This window comes from Streptacidiphilus pinicola (assembly GCF_003258295.1).
Classification (GTDB): Bacteria; Actinomycetota; Actinomycetes; order Streptomycetales; family Streptomycetaceae; genus Streptacidiphilus; species Streptacidiphilus pinicola.
In genome coordinates this window covers 192,436-208,066 of sequence record NZ_QKYN01000037.1, presented here as the reverse complement: position 1 = coordinate 208,066, position 15,631 = coordinate 192,436, and the positions used below count along the sequence as shown (strand labels likewise).

At 71.7% G+C, this 15,631-nt stretch carries 18 protein-coding genes and 1 pseudogene; 11 read left to right on the top strand and 8 right to left on the bottom strand.

The genetic code is table 11. The features are described 5' to 3' along the window. The first annotated feature begins 304 nt into the window (after nucleotides 1–304). The 3 genes and pseudogenes from DN069_RS10300 (at nucleotide 305) to DN069_RS10290 (ending at nucleotide 5,369) form a co-directional block, all read left to right on the top strand. Nucleotides 305–1,214, top strand: a pseudogene (locus DN069_RS10300) (ABC transporter ATP-binding protein). Then, a complete protein-coding gene (locus DN069_RS10295) occupies nucleotides 1,211–2,596 on the top strand; it encodes an ABC transporter permease (protein WP_111500578.1) in 1,386 nt (461 codons plus the stop codon). The pseudogene DN069_RS10300 and the gene DN069_RS10295 overlap by 4 nt, the downstream one beginning before the upstream one ends. 4 nt (nucleotides 2,597–2,600) lie before the next feature. Continuing rightward, nucleotides 2,601–5,369 (top strand): bifunctional YncE family protein/alkaline phosphatase family protein, encoded by a 2,769-nt coding sequence (locus DN069_RS10290; RefSeq protein WP_111500577.1) that lies wholly within the window; start codon nucleotides 2,601–2,603, stop codon nucleotides 5,367–5,369. Nucleotides 5,370–5,445: 76 nt separating this feature from the next. Here DN069_RS10290 and DN069_RS10285 read toward each other — a convergent pair whose 3' ends face one another. After that, a complete protein-coding gene (locus DN069_RS10285) occupies nucleotides 5,446–5,850 on the bottom strand; it encodes a DUF3291 domain-containing protein (protein WP_111500576.1) in 405 nt (134 codons plus the stop codon). 116 nt (nucleotides 5,851–5,966) lie between these two features. Here DN069_RS10285 and DN069_RS10280 point away from each other — a divergent pair, with 116 nt between their 5' ends. After that, nucleotides 5,967–6,581 carry a MerR family transcriptional regulator gene (locus DN069_RS10280; RefSeq protein ID WP_111500596.1) on the top strand — a complete coding sequence of 205 codons (615 nt, stop codon included), beginning with the start codon at nucleotides 5,967–5,969 and terminating at the stop codon, nucleotides 6,579–6,581. Nucleotides 6,582–6,590: 9 nt separating this feature from the next. On the opposite strand, the gene DN069_RS10275 is transcribed toward DN069_RS10280, so the two are convergent. Continuing rightward, on the bottom strand, nucleotides 6,591–7,703 hold the full coding sequence (locus DN069_RS10275; protein ID WP_243639059.1) for an AI-2E family transporter: 1,113 nt from the start codon (nucleotides 7,701–7,703) through the stop codon (nucleotides 6,591–6,593). A gap of 128 nt (nucleotides 7,704–7,831) precedes the next feature. Further along, nucleotides 7,832–8,446, bottom strand: coding sequence for a hypothetical protein (locus DN069_RS10270; protein ID WP_111500575.1), 615 nt, complete (start codon nucleotides 8,444–8,446; stop codon nucleotides 7,832–7,834). 142 nt (nucleotides 8,447–8,588) lie between these two features. Here DN069_RS10270 and DN069_RS10265 point away from each other — a divergent pair, with 142 nt between their 5' ends. Beyond that, nucleotides 8,589–8,816, top strand: coding sequence for a hypothetical protein (locus DN069_RS10265; protein ID WP_111500574.1), 228 nt, complete (start codon nucleotides 8,589–8,591; stop codon nucleotides 8,814–8,816). 3 nt (nucleotides 8,817–8,819) lie between these two features. On the opposite strand, the gene DN069_RS10260 is transcribed toward DN069_RS10265, so the two are convergent. Then, a complete protein-coding gene (locus DN069_RS10260) occupies nucleotides 8,820–9,422 on the bottom strand; it encodes a TetR/AcrR family transcriptional regulator (RefSeq protein WP_111500573.1) in 603 nt (200 codons plus the stop codon). 31 nt (nucleotides 9,423–9,453) lie between these two features. Next, the gene (locus DN069_RS10255) at nucleotides 9,454–10,104 is read right to left on the bottom strand and encodes a Bax inhibitor-1/YccA family protein (RefSeq protein WP_111500572.1); all 651 of its coding nucleotides are present in this window, start codon (nucleotides 10,102–10,104) and stop codon (nucleotides 9,454–9,456) included. A 212-nt stretch (nucleotides 10,105–10,316) separates the two neighbouring features. Between DN069_RS10255 and DN069_RS10250 the strand changes: the two genes are divergently transcribed. Together DN069_RS10250 and DN069_RS10245 are read left to right on the top strand one after the other, a co-directional pair. Further along, complete coding sequence (locus DN069_RS10250; protein WP_111500571.1) at nucleotides 10,317–10,589, top strand: hypothetical protein; 273 nt, start codon at nucleotides 10,317–10,319, stop codon at nucleotides 10,587–10,589. A gap of 215 nt (nucleotides 10,590–10,804) precedes the next feature. Next, entirely contained in the window at nucleotides 10,805–11,122 is a 318-nt protein-coding gene (locus DN069_RS10245) for a hypothetical protein (protein WP_111500570.1), read from the top strand. 39 nt (nucleotides 11,123–11,161) lie between these two features. Here the strand turns inward: DN069_RS10245 and DN069_RS10240 are convergent, their stop codons facing one another. Then, nucleotides 11,162–11,626, bottom strand: coding sequence for an ATP-binding protein (locus tag DN069_RS10240; RefSeq protein ID WP_243639058.1), 465 nt, complete (start codon nucleotides 11,624–11,626; stop codon nucleotides 11,162–11,164). Between the two features lie 192 nt (nucleotides 11,627–11,818). Between DN069_RS10240 and DN069_RS10235 the strand changes: the two genes are divergently transcribed. The 4 genes from DN069_RS10235 (at nucleotide 11,819) to DN069_RS10220 (ending at nucleotide 14,358) form a co-directional block, all read left to right on the top strand. After that, nucleotides 11,819–12,640, top strand: a complete 822-nt coding sequence (locus tag DN069_RS10235; RefSeq protein WP_424556270.1) for a helix-turn-helix domain-containing protein — start codon at nucleotides 11,819–11,821, stop codon at nucleotides 12,638–12,640. Beyond that, a complete protein-coding gene (locus tag DN069_RS10230; protein WP_111500568.1) occupies nucleotides 12,637–12,906 on the top strand; it encodes a DUF397 domain-containing protein in 270 nt (89 codons plus the stop codon). The genes DN069_RS10235 and DN069_RS10230 overlap by 4 nt, the downstream gene beginning before the upstream one ends. 69 nt (nucleotides 12,907–12,975) lie before the next feature. Then, complete coding sequence (locus DN069_RS10225; protein WP_111500567.1) at nucleotides 12,976–13,803, top strand: SAM-dependent methyltransferase; 828 nt, start codon at nucleotides 12,976–12,978, stop codon at nucleotides 13,801–13,803. 147 nt (nucleotides 13,804–13,950) lie between these two features. Then, on the top strand, nucleotides 13,951–14,358 hold the full coding sequence (locus DN069_RS10220; RefSeq protein WP_111500566.1) for a hypothetical protein: 408 nt from the start codon (nucleotides 13,951–13,953) through the stop codon (nucleotides 14,356–14,358). A gap of 47 nt (nucleotides 14,359–14,405) precedes the next feature. Here DN069_RS10220 and DN069_RS10215 read toward each other — a convergent pair whose 3' ends face one another. Continuing rightward, nucleotides 14,406–14,636, bottom strand: coding sequence for a hypothetical protein (locus DN069_RS10215; protein WP_111500565.1), 231 nt, complete (start codon nucleotides 14,634–14,636; stop codon nucleotides 14,406–14,408). A 61-nt stretch (nucleotides 14,637–14,697) separates the two neighbouring features. After that, nucleotides 14,698–15,099 (bottom strand): SHOCT domain-containing protein, encoded by a 402-nt coding sequence (locus DN069_RS10210; RefSeq protein WP_111500564.1) that lies wholly within the window; start codon nucleotides 15,097–15,099, stop codon nucleotides 14,698–14,700. Between the last annotated feature and the right edge of the window lie 532 nt (nucleotides 15,100–15,631).

Genomic DNA, 15,631 nt, shown 5'->3' with positions numbered 1-15,631 from the left:
GGCCCCAAGCGAGTGGGTGCCGCGGACGGTCCGGAGCGGCGGGGTGGGCGTCAGCGTAGCCAGCCCGGAGGCCATTGACTAGACACGTGTCCACTGAGCAGACACGGATCCGCCCACCGGCGAGGATGCGTGCACGGAGCGTCCGAGCACCCTCGCGACCGTCGACGGCGCTGACTCGCCGTCAGCGCCCCCCGTAGACGTCGGGCCATCGGTCGTCTGACGTTCCGCCGACGTTCAACCCGCTGCCCCTGACCGTGGTGGCCCGCGGCCCCTACCTTTCCGGATGGGTTGGTGAGAAGGGGCTATGGAAACTCAAGCTGCGATACGGGCTCGTGGGATCACCAAATGCTTCGGCGACGTCGTCGNNCGGGCCGAACGGCGCCGGCAAGACGACACTGCTCGGGATGCTGCTCGGACTGGCCGTCGCGGACGGCGGCAGCCTGGAGGTGCTCGGGCGGCCGGTCGGCCGCGCGCTCGCCGCACCGGCGGGAGTGGCCGGCTTCGTGGACGGCCCCGGTCTCTACCCTTCGCTGACCGCACGTCAGAACCTGTCCGCGCTCGCCTCGTTGCGCGGCCAGGACAAGCAGACGGCGCGGATCGACGCGGCGCTCGCCGAGGTCGGGCTGAGCGAGGTCGCCGACGACCGGACGCGCGGCTTCTCGCTCGGCATGCGGCAGCGCCTCGGGCTGGCCGCGGCGCTGCTGACCAAGCCGCGGCTGCTGATCCTCGACGAGCCCGCCAACGGCCTCGACCCGGCGGGCAAGAAGCACGTCCACGGCGTGCTGACCCGGCTCGCCGACACCGGCGCCACCGTGGTGCTCTCCAGCCACCGCATGGACGACCTGGAGGCGCTCTGCGCCGAGGTCACCATCCTCGCCACCGGACGTGTCCGCTTCTCCGGCCCGATCGGCAAGCTGGCCGCCGAGACCCGCGCACTCGACTACCGGTTGCTGACCTCGGACCCCGCCGACGCCCGCCGCGTCGCCGCCGCGACGGAGGGCGTGCAGCCCCTGCCGGACACGACCGCCTGGCGCGGCGCCGAGGCGCTCGTGGTGCGCGCGGCCGTGCCCGCGCTCGAACGGCTCGTGGGCGCGCTGACCGCGGCGGGCCTCGCGGTGCGCGAGGTCGCCCCCGTCGTCTCGCCGCTCGAGGCGGCGTTCCTGGCCCTCACCGAGGAGCAGGAAGAGCAGGAAGAGCAGGAGGCCGCACGATGACCGCGCCCGCCGTCTCGGACCCCACCGTCGGCGAGCCCGCCGGCGACGCCGCCGCCGAGGAGCCGCGCGTCCCGGTCACCCGCGCCTACCGCTTCGAGCTGGTCAAGCTCGTCTCGCAGTGGCGGATCCGACTGCTGATGCTGGTCTGCTGGACCGCGCCCGGCCTCTTCGTCGCCGCCGTGAACCAGCAGGCCACGCTCCCCAGCGACACCCTCTTCGGCCGCTGGATGCACGCGACCGGCTGGGCCGGACCGCTGGTGGTCCTCGGCTTCGCCGGCTCCTGGGCGCTCCCTCTGCTGGTCTCCGTGGTCGCCGGCGACGTCTTCGCCGCCGAGGACCGCCTCGGCACCTGGCGGCACCTGCTGGTCGCCGTCCGCTCACCGCGCCGGATCTTCTGGGCCAAGGCGCTGGCCGGACTGACCGTCATCGTCGCGATGGTGGCCGGGCTGGCGGCAGCCGCCGTCGTCGGCGGGCTCGCGACGGCCGGGAACCGGCCGCTGGTCGGCCTCGACGGCCACCTGCTCACGCCGTCCGACGCCGCCGGCAGCGTGCTGCTCGCCTGGCTCTGCGCGCTCGCCCCCACCCTCGCGCTCGCCGCCATCGGTCTGCTCGGCTCCGTCATCCTCGGCCGCTCCCCGATGGGCCTGCTGCTGCCCGCCCTCGCCGCCGTCGCCATGCAGCTCGCCCAGATGCTGCCGCTCCCGGTCGCGCTGCGGCTCGCGCTGCCCGGCTACGCCTTCATCTCCTGGAACGGCCTGTTCACCGGCCCGGCCCAGCTCGACGAGCTGCTCATCGGCGTCGCCGTCAGCCTCGCCTGGGTGCTCGCCGCCACCGCGCTGGCCTACCGCCTGTTCGCGCGACGGGACTTCACCAACGCCACCGACGACGGCCCCGGGCGCCGCGCCGCCACCGGCGCGGTGCTGCCGCTCGCCGCCCTGCTCGCGCTCACCTTCGGCGCCGTCGCCCTCGCCACGCCGTCCACCGGTTCCGGCATCACCCAGGCCAAGGTGCAGCAGTCGGTCGCCACCGCCTTCGCCCACCTCTACCGGATGCAGACCGACCAGCTGAACCGACCCGCCGTCACCGAGGCGCAGCTGCGGACGAGCGCGGCCTGCGACCGCGGCGACGGCCAGGTCGACCCGGTGGGTCCGGGCAACGACTGGCGCTGCGTCGTCACCTGGCACCTGCCCGGCACCTCCGCCACCGGCAACGCGGTGTACCAGCTCAACGTCGCCTCCAACGGCCGGATCGAGGCCGACGGCGACGGTCCGAAAGAAGTGAACGGCTACTTCCTGGTGCACACCCCGGCCGGGGACGCACCGAACCCGCTGTGGCAGTTCGACGGCAGTGTCGAGTTGCTCCCCACCTCCCCGAAGGGATGACTCCATGCAGGTAACGCGCCGCCGGCGTGTCCAGGAGACTCGCTCCGACAGTGAGGGCCTCGTCCTTCTCGGCCGGCGCGTCGGCCGCAAGGCGACGCTGGTGACGGCATGCATCACGGCCGTCGCGGTGGCCACCGGCACCGCCGTCGCCGAGACCCGCCAGTTCGGCACCGAGCAGGTCGGCCAGACCTACGCCAAGGGCGAGGTCGTCTCCGCCGACCAGTACATCAACCCCTACGGCACCCGGCTCGTCATCAACGACGGCAAGATCATGGGCTCCCGGGTCAGCCCCGACGGCGGCCACCTCGCCGCCACGGTCGCCGACGGCGACGCGGCCCTGGTCGTGGTCAACCTCCAGACCGGCAAGGTGCAGCAGCGCGTCGGCAGCGCCTCCGTCGACGACCTGCACATCGCCAGTGGCGCCGTCGGCCAGGAGGCCCCGGTCTACTCGCCCGACGGCAGCCAGCTGTGGCTCGGCCAGTCCGACGGCTACACCAAGTTCACCGTCAACCCCGACGGTTCGCTCAGCAACCCCGTCGCCGTCCCGATCGCGGCCCAGAACGGCGAGCAGGCCCTCGTCGCCGCGGCCGTCTTCTCTGCCGACGGCAAGACCGTTTACGGCGCCGTCAACGGCCAGAACCGGGTCGTCGCCATCGATGCCGCCACCGGCGCGATCCAGCAGAGCTGGACCGTCGGCAACGCGCCGCGCGGCATGGCCCTGGTCGGCGGCAAGCTCTACGTCAGCAACGAGGGCGGGCGCGCCGCCAAGCCCGGCGAGTCCACCCTCAACTCCTACGGCACGCAGGTCCCGGCCAGCCCGGTCACCGGCGCCACCACCACCGGCTCGGTCAGCGTCATCGACCTCGCCGACGCCTCCGCCGCCGTCAAGTCCATCAAGGTGGGCCTGCACCCGACGACCGTCTACGCCAAGAACGGCGCGGTCTTCGTCACCGACACCAACTCCAACGATGTGTCGGTCATCGACACCAAGCGCGACAAGGTCGTGCAGACCATCGCCACCCAGCCCTGGCCGGAGGCCAAGGTCGGCTACGAGCCCGACGCGGTGACCCTCACCGACGACGGCCACCTGCTGGTGACCCTCGGCCGGGCCAACGCCGTCGCCGTCTACCGCTACACCAGCCCGCAGGAGCCGGTCAGCTACGTGGGCCTGCTGCCCACCGACTACTTCCCGACGGACATCGCCACCGTCGGCAACAACGTCGTCGTCTCCAACACCCGCGGCATCGACGCGCTGCGCCCCGACGCCAGCGGCGCGCACAACACCCACGACACGACGTCCAGCCTGACGCAGTTCCAGCTCCCCAGCGACCGCGTCATCCGCAACGACGAGACGCCCAAGGTCTTCCAGCAGAACGGCTGGACCGGCCACGCGCTCGCCCTGGCCGACCAGCACCGCGCCAAGCCCGTGGCGGTCCCGGCCCGCATCGGCGACCCGTCGACGATCAAGCACGTCTTCCTGATCGTCAAGGAGAACCGCACCTACGACCAGCTCTTCGGGGACATGCCGCAGGGCAACGGCGACCCGGCGCTGGCCCAGTTCGGCGAGAACGTGACGCCGAACCAGCACGCACTGGCCTCGCAGTTCGGCCTCTACGACAACACCTACGACATCGGCACCAACTCCGCCGAGGGCCACAACTGGCTGATGCAGGCCGACGACCCGGAGTACACCGAGTCCTCCGCCGGCGAGTACACCCGCAGCTACGACACCGAGGACGACGCCCTCGGCCACCAGAAGTCCGGCTTCCTGTGGACCGGCGCCCAGGCGGCCGGCAAGTCGGTGCGCGACTTCGGGGAGTTCCAGCAGTTCCTGACCAAGCCCGCGGGCGCGAGCTGGCAGAACCTGTACTGCGACGCCAAGACGATGGACGCGAGCGGCCAGGGCAGCGCCTACACCCTGGACTCGACCTCGCCGATCCCGTCGCTCAACAACGTCTCGGTCACCGGCTACCCGAAGTTCGACCTGAGCGTGCCGGACCAGTACCGGTACGAGATCTGGAAGCAGGACTTCGAGAAGAACGGCCCGGCCAACCTCAACATGCTGTGGCTCTCCAGCGACCACACCGGCGGCCCGGCCGCCCCGGCCTCCATGGTCGCCGACAACGACCTGGCCACCGGCAAGGTCATCGACGAGATTTCGCACAGCAAGTACTGGAAGGACTCGGCGATATTCGTCGTCGAGGACGACTCCCAGGCCGGCCTCGACCACGTCGACGGCCACCGTGCCCCGATCCAGATCATCAGTCCCTGGGCGCAGCACGGCACGGTCGACGACCGTTACTACACCCAGATCACGATGGTCCGCACCATCGAGCAGATCCTCGGGATCCACCCGATGAACCAGAAGGACACCGCGGCCACGCCGATGACCACGGCCTTCACCAGCAAGCCGGACTACACGCCGTTCAACGCGGTCCCGAACCGCACCTCGCTCACCGGCGGCCTGTCCACCCCGCCCCCGTGCGGCGTCGACAACCCGGCCCCGCAGGACCCGAAGGCGTCCCTGGTTCCCTCGGCCGTCGCGGTGCCCCCGGCGGAGTCCGCGCTGGCGGCCCAGTGGGACACCTGGAAGTCCCAGCAGCACCTGACCGGCCCGAACGCGGTCCCGGACTACGCCAACCCGGCGCAGATGAACCACCTCGTCTGGTACCAGACCCACAACTGGACCACCCCGTACCCGGGCGAGACCAAGATCTACGCCCCCAACCAGGTCCCCGGCGCCTACCTCCCCTCCTCGGAGACCGACGGCTGACCCCGTCGCCCACGCTCCGTCAGCGGCCCCGCCCCGGCCTCCCGCCGGGCCGGGGCCGGCTGCGTTCAGGAGCAGGTCAGGCGGGCTGCCGGGCGCGCTCGGCGTCGATGTGGGCGTGGGCGTCGGGCCAGGTGATCGGGAGCTGCTCGGTGGGGACGTCCCAGAAGGTGAAGGTGGACTCCCGCATGGTGGCGCGCAGGCCGGTCATGGTGCTGCGGTGGGGTTCGGCGGCGGCGAAGGCGTTCAGCGCCTCGCGGCTCTCCCAGGCGGAGAGGGTGTAGAAGGTGCGCCGAAGCGGCCGGGCGATCAGCGAGGCGCCCAACGCGCCGGGCGCGGTGCGCAGTTGGCGCCAGATCGCGAGGGATCTCGCGAAGAAGCGCGGGACGTCGGTCAGGGAGCGGACTTCGAACCGGGAGGCCATGACGACCGCCGGGGTGCCGGGAGTGGCGGGGTTCGGGGTGATCCAGGGCAACGTGGGCATGGCTGGCGCTCCTCGTGGCGGCAACGCACGATACTGGATAGTGGCACTATCTATATTAGACAGTGATGGTATCCAATTGCCAGTGGAACCGAGGAGCAGAGGAAAGGAAGGTGGCCGTGCGCATCTCCGAACTGAGCCGCCGCAGCGGGATCCCGACCCCGACCATCAAGTACTACCTGCGCGAGGGACTGCTGCCGCCCGGCCGGGCCACCGCCGCCACCCAGGCCGAGTACGACGAGGGCCACCTGCGCCGACTCCGTCTGGTGCGCGCGCTGATCGGCGTGCGCGGCCTGAGCGTGAGCGCCACCCGGGACGTTCTCGGCGCGGTGGCCGCCCGCGCGGGGGAGCTGCACCAGGTCCTCGGGCTGGTGCTCGGAGCCCGACCCGTCGGCGACGAGGCAGCGCCGGAGGACCCGCCCGAAGGGGAGGTGGAAGCCCTGATCGGCGAACTCGGGTGGAACGTCTCCGAGCACGCCCCCGCCCGGGCCGTGCTCGGCGAGACCCTGGAGACCCTGCGGTCACTCGGCGCGGAACTCGACCACGCCTCGCTGCTCGGCTACGCCGAGCTGGCCGAGCGGACCGCCGTCCTCGACCTCGACCAGCTCGACCCGCGCGCGGACCCGCTGGAGCAGGCCGAACGCGCCCTGCTGCTGACCGTCCTGCTGGAACCGGCGCTGCTGGCGCTGCGGCGGCTGGCCCAGGAGAACGAGTCCGCCCGCCGCAACACCTGACCGCTGGGGTCACGGGCTGCGGGATTCCGCCGCCGGTTCCGGGGCGCGTACCGCCTGGATCACCGCCCAGGCGACGGAGACGAAGGGGACGGCCACGACAGCGCCCACGAAGCCCAGGGCGATCGTTCCCGCGATGACGGAGATGGCCACGACCACCGGGTGGAGCCGGACCGCCCAGCTCATGATGAGCGGGTGCAGCAGATGGCCCTCGAGCTGGCCGATCACCACGATGAGGGCCAGCACGATCAAGGCCGTCACCGGCCCGCGCGCCGCCAGGGCCACCACGCTCGCCACCGCGAGCGCGAAGGGGGAGCCGATCAGCGGCACGAACGCCGCCAGGAACTCCAGCACGGCCAGCGGGACGGCGAAGGGCACCCGCAGCACGAACAGCGCAATCCCGACCAGGATCGCGTTGGTCCCGGCCACCAGGATGATGCCGCGGATGTACCCGGCGAACGCCCGCCACGCCGCCCGGCCCGCCCGGTCCCACCGGCCGCGCGCGTCCACCGGGATCTGGTCCCGGCTCCAGCCCCACATCCGCTCCCCGGAGTGGACGAAGAACACCGAGCAGAACAGGCCCAGCGCGATCACGGTCAGCGCCTCGACCAGCTGCGTGGCGCCGCTCAGCGCGCTCTGGATCAGCGTGGAGCGGTGCGAGGAGATGAACGAGGTGACCTTGTGCTGCAGACCCGTCAGCGCGCCCGGCCGCATGTGGAAGGGCGAGCCTTCCAACCAGGTCTCCAGCCGGGCGATCCCGGTGTCGAACTGGTGCGTGACGTGGCCGGACTCGCCCGCGACCAGATAGCCCGTCAGGGCGAAGCCGCCCGCGATCAGCACGATGCACAGGACATAGGCGCAGACGACGGCCAGGGGCCGCTTCATCACCCGGCTCAGACGGTCCGCCAGCGGACGCAGCAGCGCCGCGATCACCAGCCCGAGGAAGACCGCGACCGCGACCGGCTGGAACCGCGCCAGCAGTTTGAACAGCACATAGATCGTCGCCCCCAGCACCAGCAGGCGCCAGCACCAGCCCGCGATCACCTGCAGCCCGTGCGGCACGAGCCCGTTGCCCGGGGTGGCGGCCGGCGTCGGTGCGACGGCCCTGTCCCGGGCGGGCCGCACCGGGCGGCTCCGCTGGGGCACCCGTCGGACCGACCGCTGCGCCACTCGCGTTCCTCCCCTCGGCCCTCCGTCGTGCGGGTGACGGCGGGATCAGGCGCGCCGGCCGGGCGCGCCGGTCAGAAGCGCGGTCAGAAGCGTTGTGCCTTGGCCACGACGGGGACAAGGGTCAGGTCCGCGTCCTTCGTGGTGAACGCCACCGGCGTGGCCTTCGCCCCCGGGGCGAGGTGCTCGGTCCCGACGACGTCGCTGTCGACCACGTGGCCGGAAGTGTCGGTCCAGTCGACCTGTACGGCGTAGGAGGACGTCGCGCCGCTGTGGTTGGTGATGTTGACGACGGCCGCGTGCAGCCCGCCGGTCTGCGCCTTCGGCAGGCCGGTGAGGAACACCTCTCCAACGGCGTTGCCGCGTCCGGAGACGGGCTGGAGAGCGGCCTGGTACGCGGCCTTCGTCCGCGCGGACTCGGCCGCGACGGAGGACGCGAACGCGGACGCCTGCGCCTGAACGGACGCCGCCGCGGACGAGGCGGCACCCTGCCCGGCCGACGCCAGCGACTCCAGGGCCGAGGGCCCGCTGCCCGAGAAGTTCCCGGCGGTCGGCGGCTGCGTGGTGGTCACACTGCCGGAGAAATTGCCCGTGGCCGAGCTCGAACAGGCGCTCAGCCCGCCCACCGCTCCGGCGACCAGGACGAGCGCGGCGGCCGCGGCCACGGTACGCGGGGAAGGGTGTCGCTCGGTGCGGGGCATCAGGGGTCCTCTCCAGCTCGCCCGGGCCTGACCCGGAATCGGAGCGCGCCTTTTTGATTACACGCTCACTCCGACCGGCCCGCGACAGCAGGTGCTCCGTCCGGCGTCCCCCTTCACCCGGCGCTCGCTACACTGCCCGGCCATGACCGACGACGAGAAGCGGTGCACCCACTGCGGCGCCCAGGAGCTCGAACCGGGCTTCATCGACGATCCCCGCGGATCCGGCGACACCCGCTGGGTCGCCGGGGCGATCGAGCGCGGGCCCTTCGGCGGTGCCAAGAGGATGGGCCGCAAGCGTCTGCAGATCGACGCCTACCGGTGCACGCGCTGCGGGCACCTGGAGCTCTTCTCCGTGCGCGAGCCCTACTGAGGGTCAGTGCGCGCCGACGATGCGCAGGGCCATGTCGGCGTACTGGGCCGCGACGTCCTCGGGTGTCCAGCGGCCCCCGTCGCGGTACCAGCGGGCGATGTCGATGCCGAGGGAGAGCAGCGCGACCGAGGCCATGCGGGGGTCGGGCGTGTCGAACACGTTCGCCGTGACGCCGCGTTCGACGAGCTCGCGGATCTCGTCCTCGATCCGGTGGCGGATGCCGCGGATCTCCGCCAGGTGCTCGGGGGTGAGCGAGGCCAGCTCGTAGTTGACGATCCGCGCGGTGGTCTGGCCACGGGCGTGGCTCACGGCGAAGTCGTGGATCACCCGCCGCAGCGCGGCGTCCGGCGCGTCCCCGGCGGGGCCGATCGCGTCCAGGACCAGCTGCAGGGTGGCCTCGTGCCCGGCCTTGGAGATGAGGAAGAGCAGTTCCTCCTTGGACTTGTGGTGCACGTAGAGCGCGGCCGGGCTCATGCCCGCCGCCGCGGCGATGTCGCGCGTCGTGGTGCCGCGGAAGCCCTTCTCGGCGAAGGCGGCGATGGCCGCGTCCAGCAGCCGGGCGCGCGTCGCGTCGGCTCGGGGGATCTCGGTCGTCTCGGGGCTCACCCGTCGATTATCCCTGCGCGGTGCCGCGTGATCAGTCGCGTCGGCCGCCGAAGATGCTCAGGAAGAACAGGAACACGTTGAGGATGTCCAGGAAGATGGACGCGGCCAGCAGCGGCGCGGACTCGACGTCCTGGGAGCGGCGCAGCCGCTGGAAGTCGAAGAGGGTGAACCCGGCGAAGATCACCAGGCCCACCACGCTGTAGATGAGCGAGCTGTGCGGGATCCGCACGAAGATCGCCACGATGCCGAAGAGCAGCAGGGCCAGCAGCGCCCAGAAGCTCATCCGGGCCAGCCCCGACAGGTCCCGGTTGGTGGCGTAGCCGATGGAGCCCAGGGCCGCGATGAACAGCGCGGTCGCGCCGCCGGCCTGCCACAGCGCCTGCGGGTCGGCGGTGGCGTAGTAGACCAGGGTGGGGGAGACCGCCACGCTCATGAGCAGGCCGAAGGCGCCCAGCAGGGCCACGGTCGCCTCGCGGGAGCGCGCGGCGGCGAAGCGCATCGCCATCAGGCAGACGAAGGCCCCGACGAAGGCGATCAGACCCGCGGCGTGGGCGAGGTTGCGGCCGACGTAGGCGCCGAGGGCGAAGAGGCCGGCCGTGCCCGCGACGAAGGTCATGGTGCGCGCGAACAGCGTGTTCGCGGAGATGCCGTAGCCCCGGCGGGCCGTTGTCGTGTCGTACATGGTCCTCCTGTACCCAGCTTCGGACCGGAATCCCGGTCCGCGTCCCGCGGACTGTAATCCCGGTCCGCGTCCCGCGGGTCCCGCGAGAGCCCGCGTGATCACGGTAGTCGTCCGGCGCCGCACCCGCCGGGTCCGACGCCCGGGACGGCTCACCCGGCGCCGCGCGGACGCCTGCGGATGCGCGCGGCGGCGGGGCGGCGCAGGATCGAGGGGTGGGTGCGATCGCGGTGCTGCTGGAGCTGGAACCCGCCACGGAGGTGGTGGACGCCGACGTGGGCGAGGCCGACATCGGCGCGCGGGTCCGCGCGGTGCACGCCGCGCCGGTCACGGCCACCGACCCCTCGGCGCACACCCTCTGCGGCCAGCCCGTGGACGAGCTGGAACCCGAGCCCTACACCCCGGCCGACACGGGCGCGCCCTGGTACCCGCCGGAGTACCACAGCCGCCGCTGCCTCGACTGCGACGCGGCGCTGAGCGGCGGCTGAGCGGCGACCGCGCCGCGACGGGGCTGTGGTGGAGCGGCTGCGGGAAGTGGCCACGGCGGGTGACGCAAGGCGATAGGATGGAAGCGTTCCGTGATCGGGTGGGTGGCCGATGGCGGTTCGGCCCGCCAACTCCCAGTATTACTAGTGGATGTGACGAAGTGTCACCCGGTGGTCGCCTAGTGACGCCGCCGGGTCGAATTCGTAAGCTCTGTCATATGCCCGACGCTCTTCCCGCCCCGGACGATCTCGTCCAACTCCAGCGTGAGTTGGACGAGGCGGACAACGCGCTTGCCGACTTCGCCCAGAGCAAGACCGCGGAGTACCGGGCGCGGTTCCCCGAGCCGGGGCAGGCGCTGCAGCGCGCCCGGTGGGCGGAGGAGGACATCGCCGAGTTCGGGCGGCTGCGGGAAACCGTGCAGGAGCTGCGTATAGCGGTGCGGCAGCACCCGGTCACCGTTCTCTCCCATGCGGTCGGCTGTGCCAGGGAGACCGCGCAGGCGCGGAAGGTCGCCGCGCGCAGGCGGGTGGGCTGACCGGAGTCGGGGGAAGCCGGAAGCGGGAAGTGGCCCGGCTCAGTGGTCGTCGGCCGCCGTTCCGAGGGTGGCCCAGACGACCTTGCCGCCGGTCGTGGGGGAGGGCTGCACGCCCCACGCGTCGGCCAGTGCGCGGACGATGAGAAGGCCGCGTCCGCTCTCGTCGTCCGGATCGGGGCTGCCCGGAGCCGCGCAGGGGGCGTCGTGGTCGTCGTGGACCTCGATCCGCAGCCGGCCGTCGGGGGAGAGGGCGACGCCGCACAGCATCCGGGTGCCGGCCGTGTGCACCACGGCGTTGGTGGCGAGTTCGGAGACCAACAGGACCGCGTCGTCCACCGTCGGCTCCGGCAGTGACCAGGCGTTCAGCTGTTCGGTCAGGCGATGGCGGGCGATCCCGACGCTCGAGCGTCGGGCCGGGAGGTCCAGCCAGTGGGATCTCCGCGGGCCCGCCTGGTCTAAGTGGTGATCCAGAAGCTGGGTCGTCTGCTGCCGTTGCACGGTCACGGGTCCGACTATGCTCGCCGCCGCTCTCAGCGCGCAACCATCTCCCTGATAATTTCAGCTCGATGTCATCCGTCTGGTGTCATCACCGCCAAGTCTCTGCCAATATCGGATCGCTGACAGTCCATCGGGGAGGTGAAGCCCGTGAACGACAGCCGCTCGACGGCCGGCGCAGGCGCACCCACCGTGCTGCGCATGATCCTCGGCCGGCGGCTGCAGGAACGCCGCCAGAACGCGGGCGCCTCGCTGGAGGCGGCCGCCAAGGCGCTACGGGTCACCCCGCTCACCGTGCGCCGCCTGGAGAAGGCCGAGGTCGCCCTCAAACCCCTGTACGTGGAACGGCTGCTGGAGAAGTACGGCGCCGACGCCCAGGAGATCGAGGAGTTCGTCGCGCTGGCCGAACAGGCCAACGAGCCCGGCTGGTGGTACGCCTACCGCGACGTGGTGCCCAGCTGGTTCTCCGCCTACGTGAGCCTGGAGTCCGGCGCCAGGATGCTGCGCACCTACGAACCGCACTACGTCACCGGCCTGCTGCAGACCCACGCCTACGCGCGCGGCGTGCTGCGCGGCGGCTTCCCCAACGACACCGAGGACGAGCTCGACCGGCGCGTCGACCTGCGGCTGCGCCGCCAGGGCCTGCTGGACGCGCCGGACGCGCCCACCCTGTGGGTGGTGATGGAGGAGGCCGTGCTCCACCGCGTGGTCGACAGTCCCGAGGTGATGCGCGACCAGATCGACGCGCTGCTCGAGGCCATGGAACGCGACCACATCAGCATCGACGTCGTCCCGTTCGTCGCGGGGGCGCACGTGGGCGTGTGCGCCCCGTTCACCTACTTCCGCTTCCAGGAACCGGAACTGCCCGACGTCGTCTACAGCGAGATCCTGTCCGCGTCCGTCTACCTGGACCAGCGCCCCGACGTGGTCGCCCACCTGGAGGCGCACAACCGGATGGCGCTGCTGACCTCGTCCGCACAGAGCAAGTCCCTGCTCAACCGCATTCGCAAGGAGTACTCATGAGCAGCACGAGCGACAACGCAGGCGCCGACAGACGCGTCTACAACGGCATGCCGGCCGGCGAACTCGGCGAGCAGGGCTGGGAGAAGCCCTGGAGCGGCCCCAACGGCGGGCAGTGCGTGGAGGTCAAGCGGCTGGCCGACGGCCGGATCGCGATGCGCCAGTCCACCGACCCCGCCGGGCCCGCGCTGATCTACACCACCGAGGAGATCAGCGCGTTCATCACCGGAGCGAAGGCGGGCCTCGCGGACCACCTCGTGGCGGGCTAGGGCGGCCGCTCACCCGGACCGGCGGCGGTGGGCCGCGTGATGCAGGGACGTAGGAGAGGAAAGGAACCGATGAGCGACACCCGTCCGGCGAGGGGCCTGGACACCAACAGGCCCCACTCCGCCCGCATGTACGACTACTACCTGGGCGGCAAGGACCACTTCGAGGTCGACGCCCAGGCCGCGGAGCGGGTCGCCGCCGCGTATCCCAGCATCTTCACCTGCGCCCGCGAGAACCGCGCGTTCATGCACCGCGCCACCCGGGTCCTGGCCCGTGAGCACGGCATCCGCCAGTGGCTGGACGTCGGAACCGGCATCCCCACCGAGCCGAACCTGCACCAGGTCGCGCAGTCCGTGGCCCCCGAGGCGCGGGTCGTCTACGCCGACAACGACCCGCTGGTGCTCAAGTACGCCGAGCGCCTGATGCGCAGCACCCCCGAGGGGCGCACCACCTACATCGAGGCGGACGTCAACGACCCGGAGGTGCTTCTGGACAGCCCCGAGCTGTCCGAGGTGCTCGATCTGGACCGGCCCGTCGTCCTCTCGCTCAACGCCCTGCTGCACTTCGTCCCGGACGCCCAGGACCCGCACCGCATCGTGCGCGTCCTGCTGGGGGCGCTGCCCTCGGGGAGCGCGCTGGCGATCAGCCACTGCACGCCGGAGTTCGACCCGGACAGCTGGGAGAAGATCCAGGACATCTACAACGGCTCGGGCACGCCGGTCCAGTTCCGTACGCACAAGGAGGTCGCCCGCTTCTTCGACGGCCTCGAGCTGCTGGACCCCGGCATCACCGTCGGTCACCACTGGCGTCCCGACGCCCGCAGCGCGGGCGCCGCGCCGGCCGAGCCCCTCACCGACGCCGAGGTCAGCCTCTGGGTCGGCGTCGGCATCAAGCCCTGACCGCCCCTCACGGACCCACCCGTTGACCCCCTCCCGCACGGGGAACGACATGCCGGAACCACAGCACCTCAACCCGTCCGCCGCGTCCCGCCGCCCTGCGCCCCGAGTGGCGTGGCGGGCGGCCCCGAGCCGCCCCGCCGGGCTGCCATGGTGACCCCGATCCCCACCCACGACGGGTGGCCGGATCCCCTGGCCGGGGCGGCCGTCTGGCCCGAGCTCTGGCGCGGCCTGCCCACCCTGGTCTTCCCCGCGCGCCCGGACCACCCCACCGCCGCCGGCTGGCTCCCGGCTGACGCGGCGGTGCTGCTGGACGAGGCCCCGCGTTGGCTCGCCACGCTGGAGCGCGACCGTCTGCACGTGGCCGGCCCCGACGGCCGCGCCTGGTACCGCGGCCCACTGCTCTCCACCCGCACCTGGCGCCGCTCGGCGCGTACCCGCACCGAACTGCTGCTGATCACGGGCCCGTTCGGCCACCCGGCAGAGTTCTGGGCCGCCGCGCACAGCGGTCACCTGCTGTGCGCGACGGCCGACGTCCTGCTGACCGACTGTTTCTGACCCCTGCTCGGGCTGAGACGCTGCTCGGATTCGGATGCCGCTCCGGTTCAAATGATGTGGATGCGCTCCAGCGCTCCGCTCTCGTTGTCCCGGATCACCAGATCCCGCCCCTTCGCGCGCTCCTTCTCGACGAAGTCGAGCAGCAGCACGGCCCGGTTGATCACGTCGGACTTGCTCACCCGTCCGCTCGTGGACAGTTCGGCCACCGCCGTGACGGCGGGCGGGCAGAGGGTGACGGAGTAGCGCTCACTGTAGGGGTGTTCCGGCGACTGGCTCATGTGCACCAGTCTTGCACGCATGTGGTGCGGATATGCACCGATTTTGCGCACCTACGTGCGATCAGGCGAGCAGCTTGTCCTTGGCCTTCTGGTACTCCTCGGTGGTGAGGGCGCCGCTGCTGTGCAGCTGGGCCAGTCTCGACAGTTCGTCGACGTGACTGCCGCCGCCCGAACCGGAGGTGCCCGCCGCGTCGCGGATGTAGCTCTTGAAGGCGGCGTCGGCCTGCTGGGCCTGTTGCACGTCACGCTGGCTCATGTCGCGGCCGTGGACGATGACGTAGACCAGCACGCCGAGGAAGGGCAGCACGATCACGAAGATGATCCACAGGGCCTTGTGCCAGCCCTTCATCTCGTGGTTGCGGAAGAGGTCGGTGAGGATCTTGAAGAGCAGGAAGAACCAGAGGATCCAGAGGAAGAACTCCAGCATCGTCCAGAACACATTGAGCATGGGGTAGTTGGACACGGTCCCTCCTAGGGAGACATCAGGAACAGACATATCAGGACATCTGTCCCCTCGCATGCCGACGGCTCAGTGCCCGCCCGTGGCCACCACCGCGCAGACCGGCCCCGCGAGCAGCAGAAACGCCAGCGCCAGCACGACCTGCCAGCCCCGGTTGTCCCATCTGTACCAAGCCGGCCCCCGGGCCGCATCCGGGCGAACGGGCGACGGCACGGGCGGGAGATCGCCCGTCCGGCCTACCCGAAGCGTCGGGTGAACGTCGGGACAACGTCGTGGACCGGACTCCCCGGCGCCGTGAGGATGGTGATGCGCACGCAGCCACAGCGGCGCGGGACACATCCGTGGTCCGGAACGGGGGGAACTGTGGTCGCGCTTCGGCACGGTCGCACACGCTTAAAACCCGCCACCGCCCCGGCAGCCGCCGATCCGCATCGGTGACCGCCCCACCCAGGACGCCGCTCTCCCGGCCCGGCGCCCTGTCCCACGAGACTCCTGGGGTCTTGCGCGGCTCCTACGGGGGGAGCGCCGCGCAGGA

What these genes read in the sequence shown, in the direction of transcription:
- DN069_RS10295 (WP_111500578.1), top strand. Translation starts at nt 1,211, where the DNA reads ATGACCGCGCCCGCCGTCTCGGACCCCACCGTCGGCGAGCCCGCCGGC.
- DN069_RS10290 (WP_111500577.1), top strand. Translation starts at nt 2,601, where the DNA reads ATGCAGGTAACGCGCCGCCGGCGTGTCCAGGAGACTCGCTCCGACAGT.
- DN069_RS10285 (WP_111500576.1), bottom strand. Translation starts at nt 5,850, where the DNA reads ATGCCCACGTTGCCCTGGATCACCCCGAACCCCGCCACTCCCGGCACC.
- DN069_RS10270 (WP_111500575.1), bottom strand. Translation starts at nt 8,446, where the DNA reads ATGCCCCGCACCGAGCGACACCCTTCCCCGCGTACCGTGGCCGCGGCC.
- DN069_RS10265 (WP_111500574.1), top strand. Translation starts at nt 8,589, where the DNA reads ATGACCGACGACGAGAAGCGGTGCACCCACTGCGGCGCCCAGGAGCTC.
- DN069_RS10255 (WP_111500572.1), bottom strand. Translation starts at nt 10,104, where the DNA reads ATGTACGACACGACAACGGCCCGCCGGGGCTACGGCATCTCCGCGAAC.
- DN069_RS10245 (WP_111500570.1), top strand. Translation starts at nt 10,805, where the DNA reads ATGCCCGACGCTCTTCCCGCCCCGGACGATCTCGTCCAACTCCAGCGT.
- DN069_RS10235 (WP_424556270.1), top strand. Translation starts at nt 11,819, where the DNA reads ATGATCCTCGGCCGGCGGCTGCAGGAACGCCGCCAGAACGCGGGCGCC.
- DN069_RS10230 (WP_111500568.1), top strand. Translation starts at nt 12,637, where the DNA reads ATGAGCAGCACGAGCGACAACGCAGGCGCCGACAGACGCGTCTACAAC.
- DN069_RS10225 (WP_111500567.1), top strand. Translation starts at nt 12,976, where the DNA reads ATGAGCGACACCCGTCCGGCGAGGGGCCTGGACACCAACAGGCCCCAC.
- DN069_RS10220 (WP_111500566.1), top strand. Translation starts at nt 13,951, where the DNA reads ATGGTGACCCCGATCCCCACCCACGACGGGTGGCCGGATCCCCTGGCC.
- DN069_RS10215 (WP_111500565.1), bottom strand. Translation starts at nt 14,636, where the DNA reads ATGAGCCAGTCGCCGGAACACCCCTACAGTGAGCGCTACTCCGTCACC.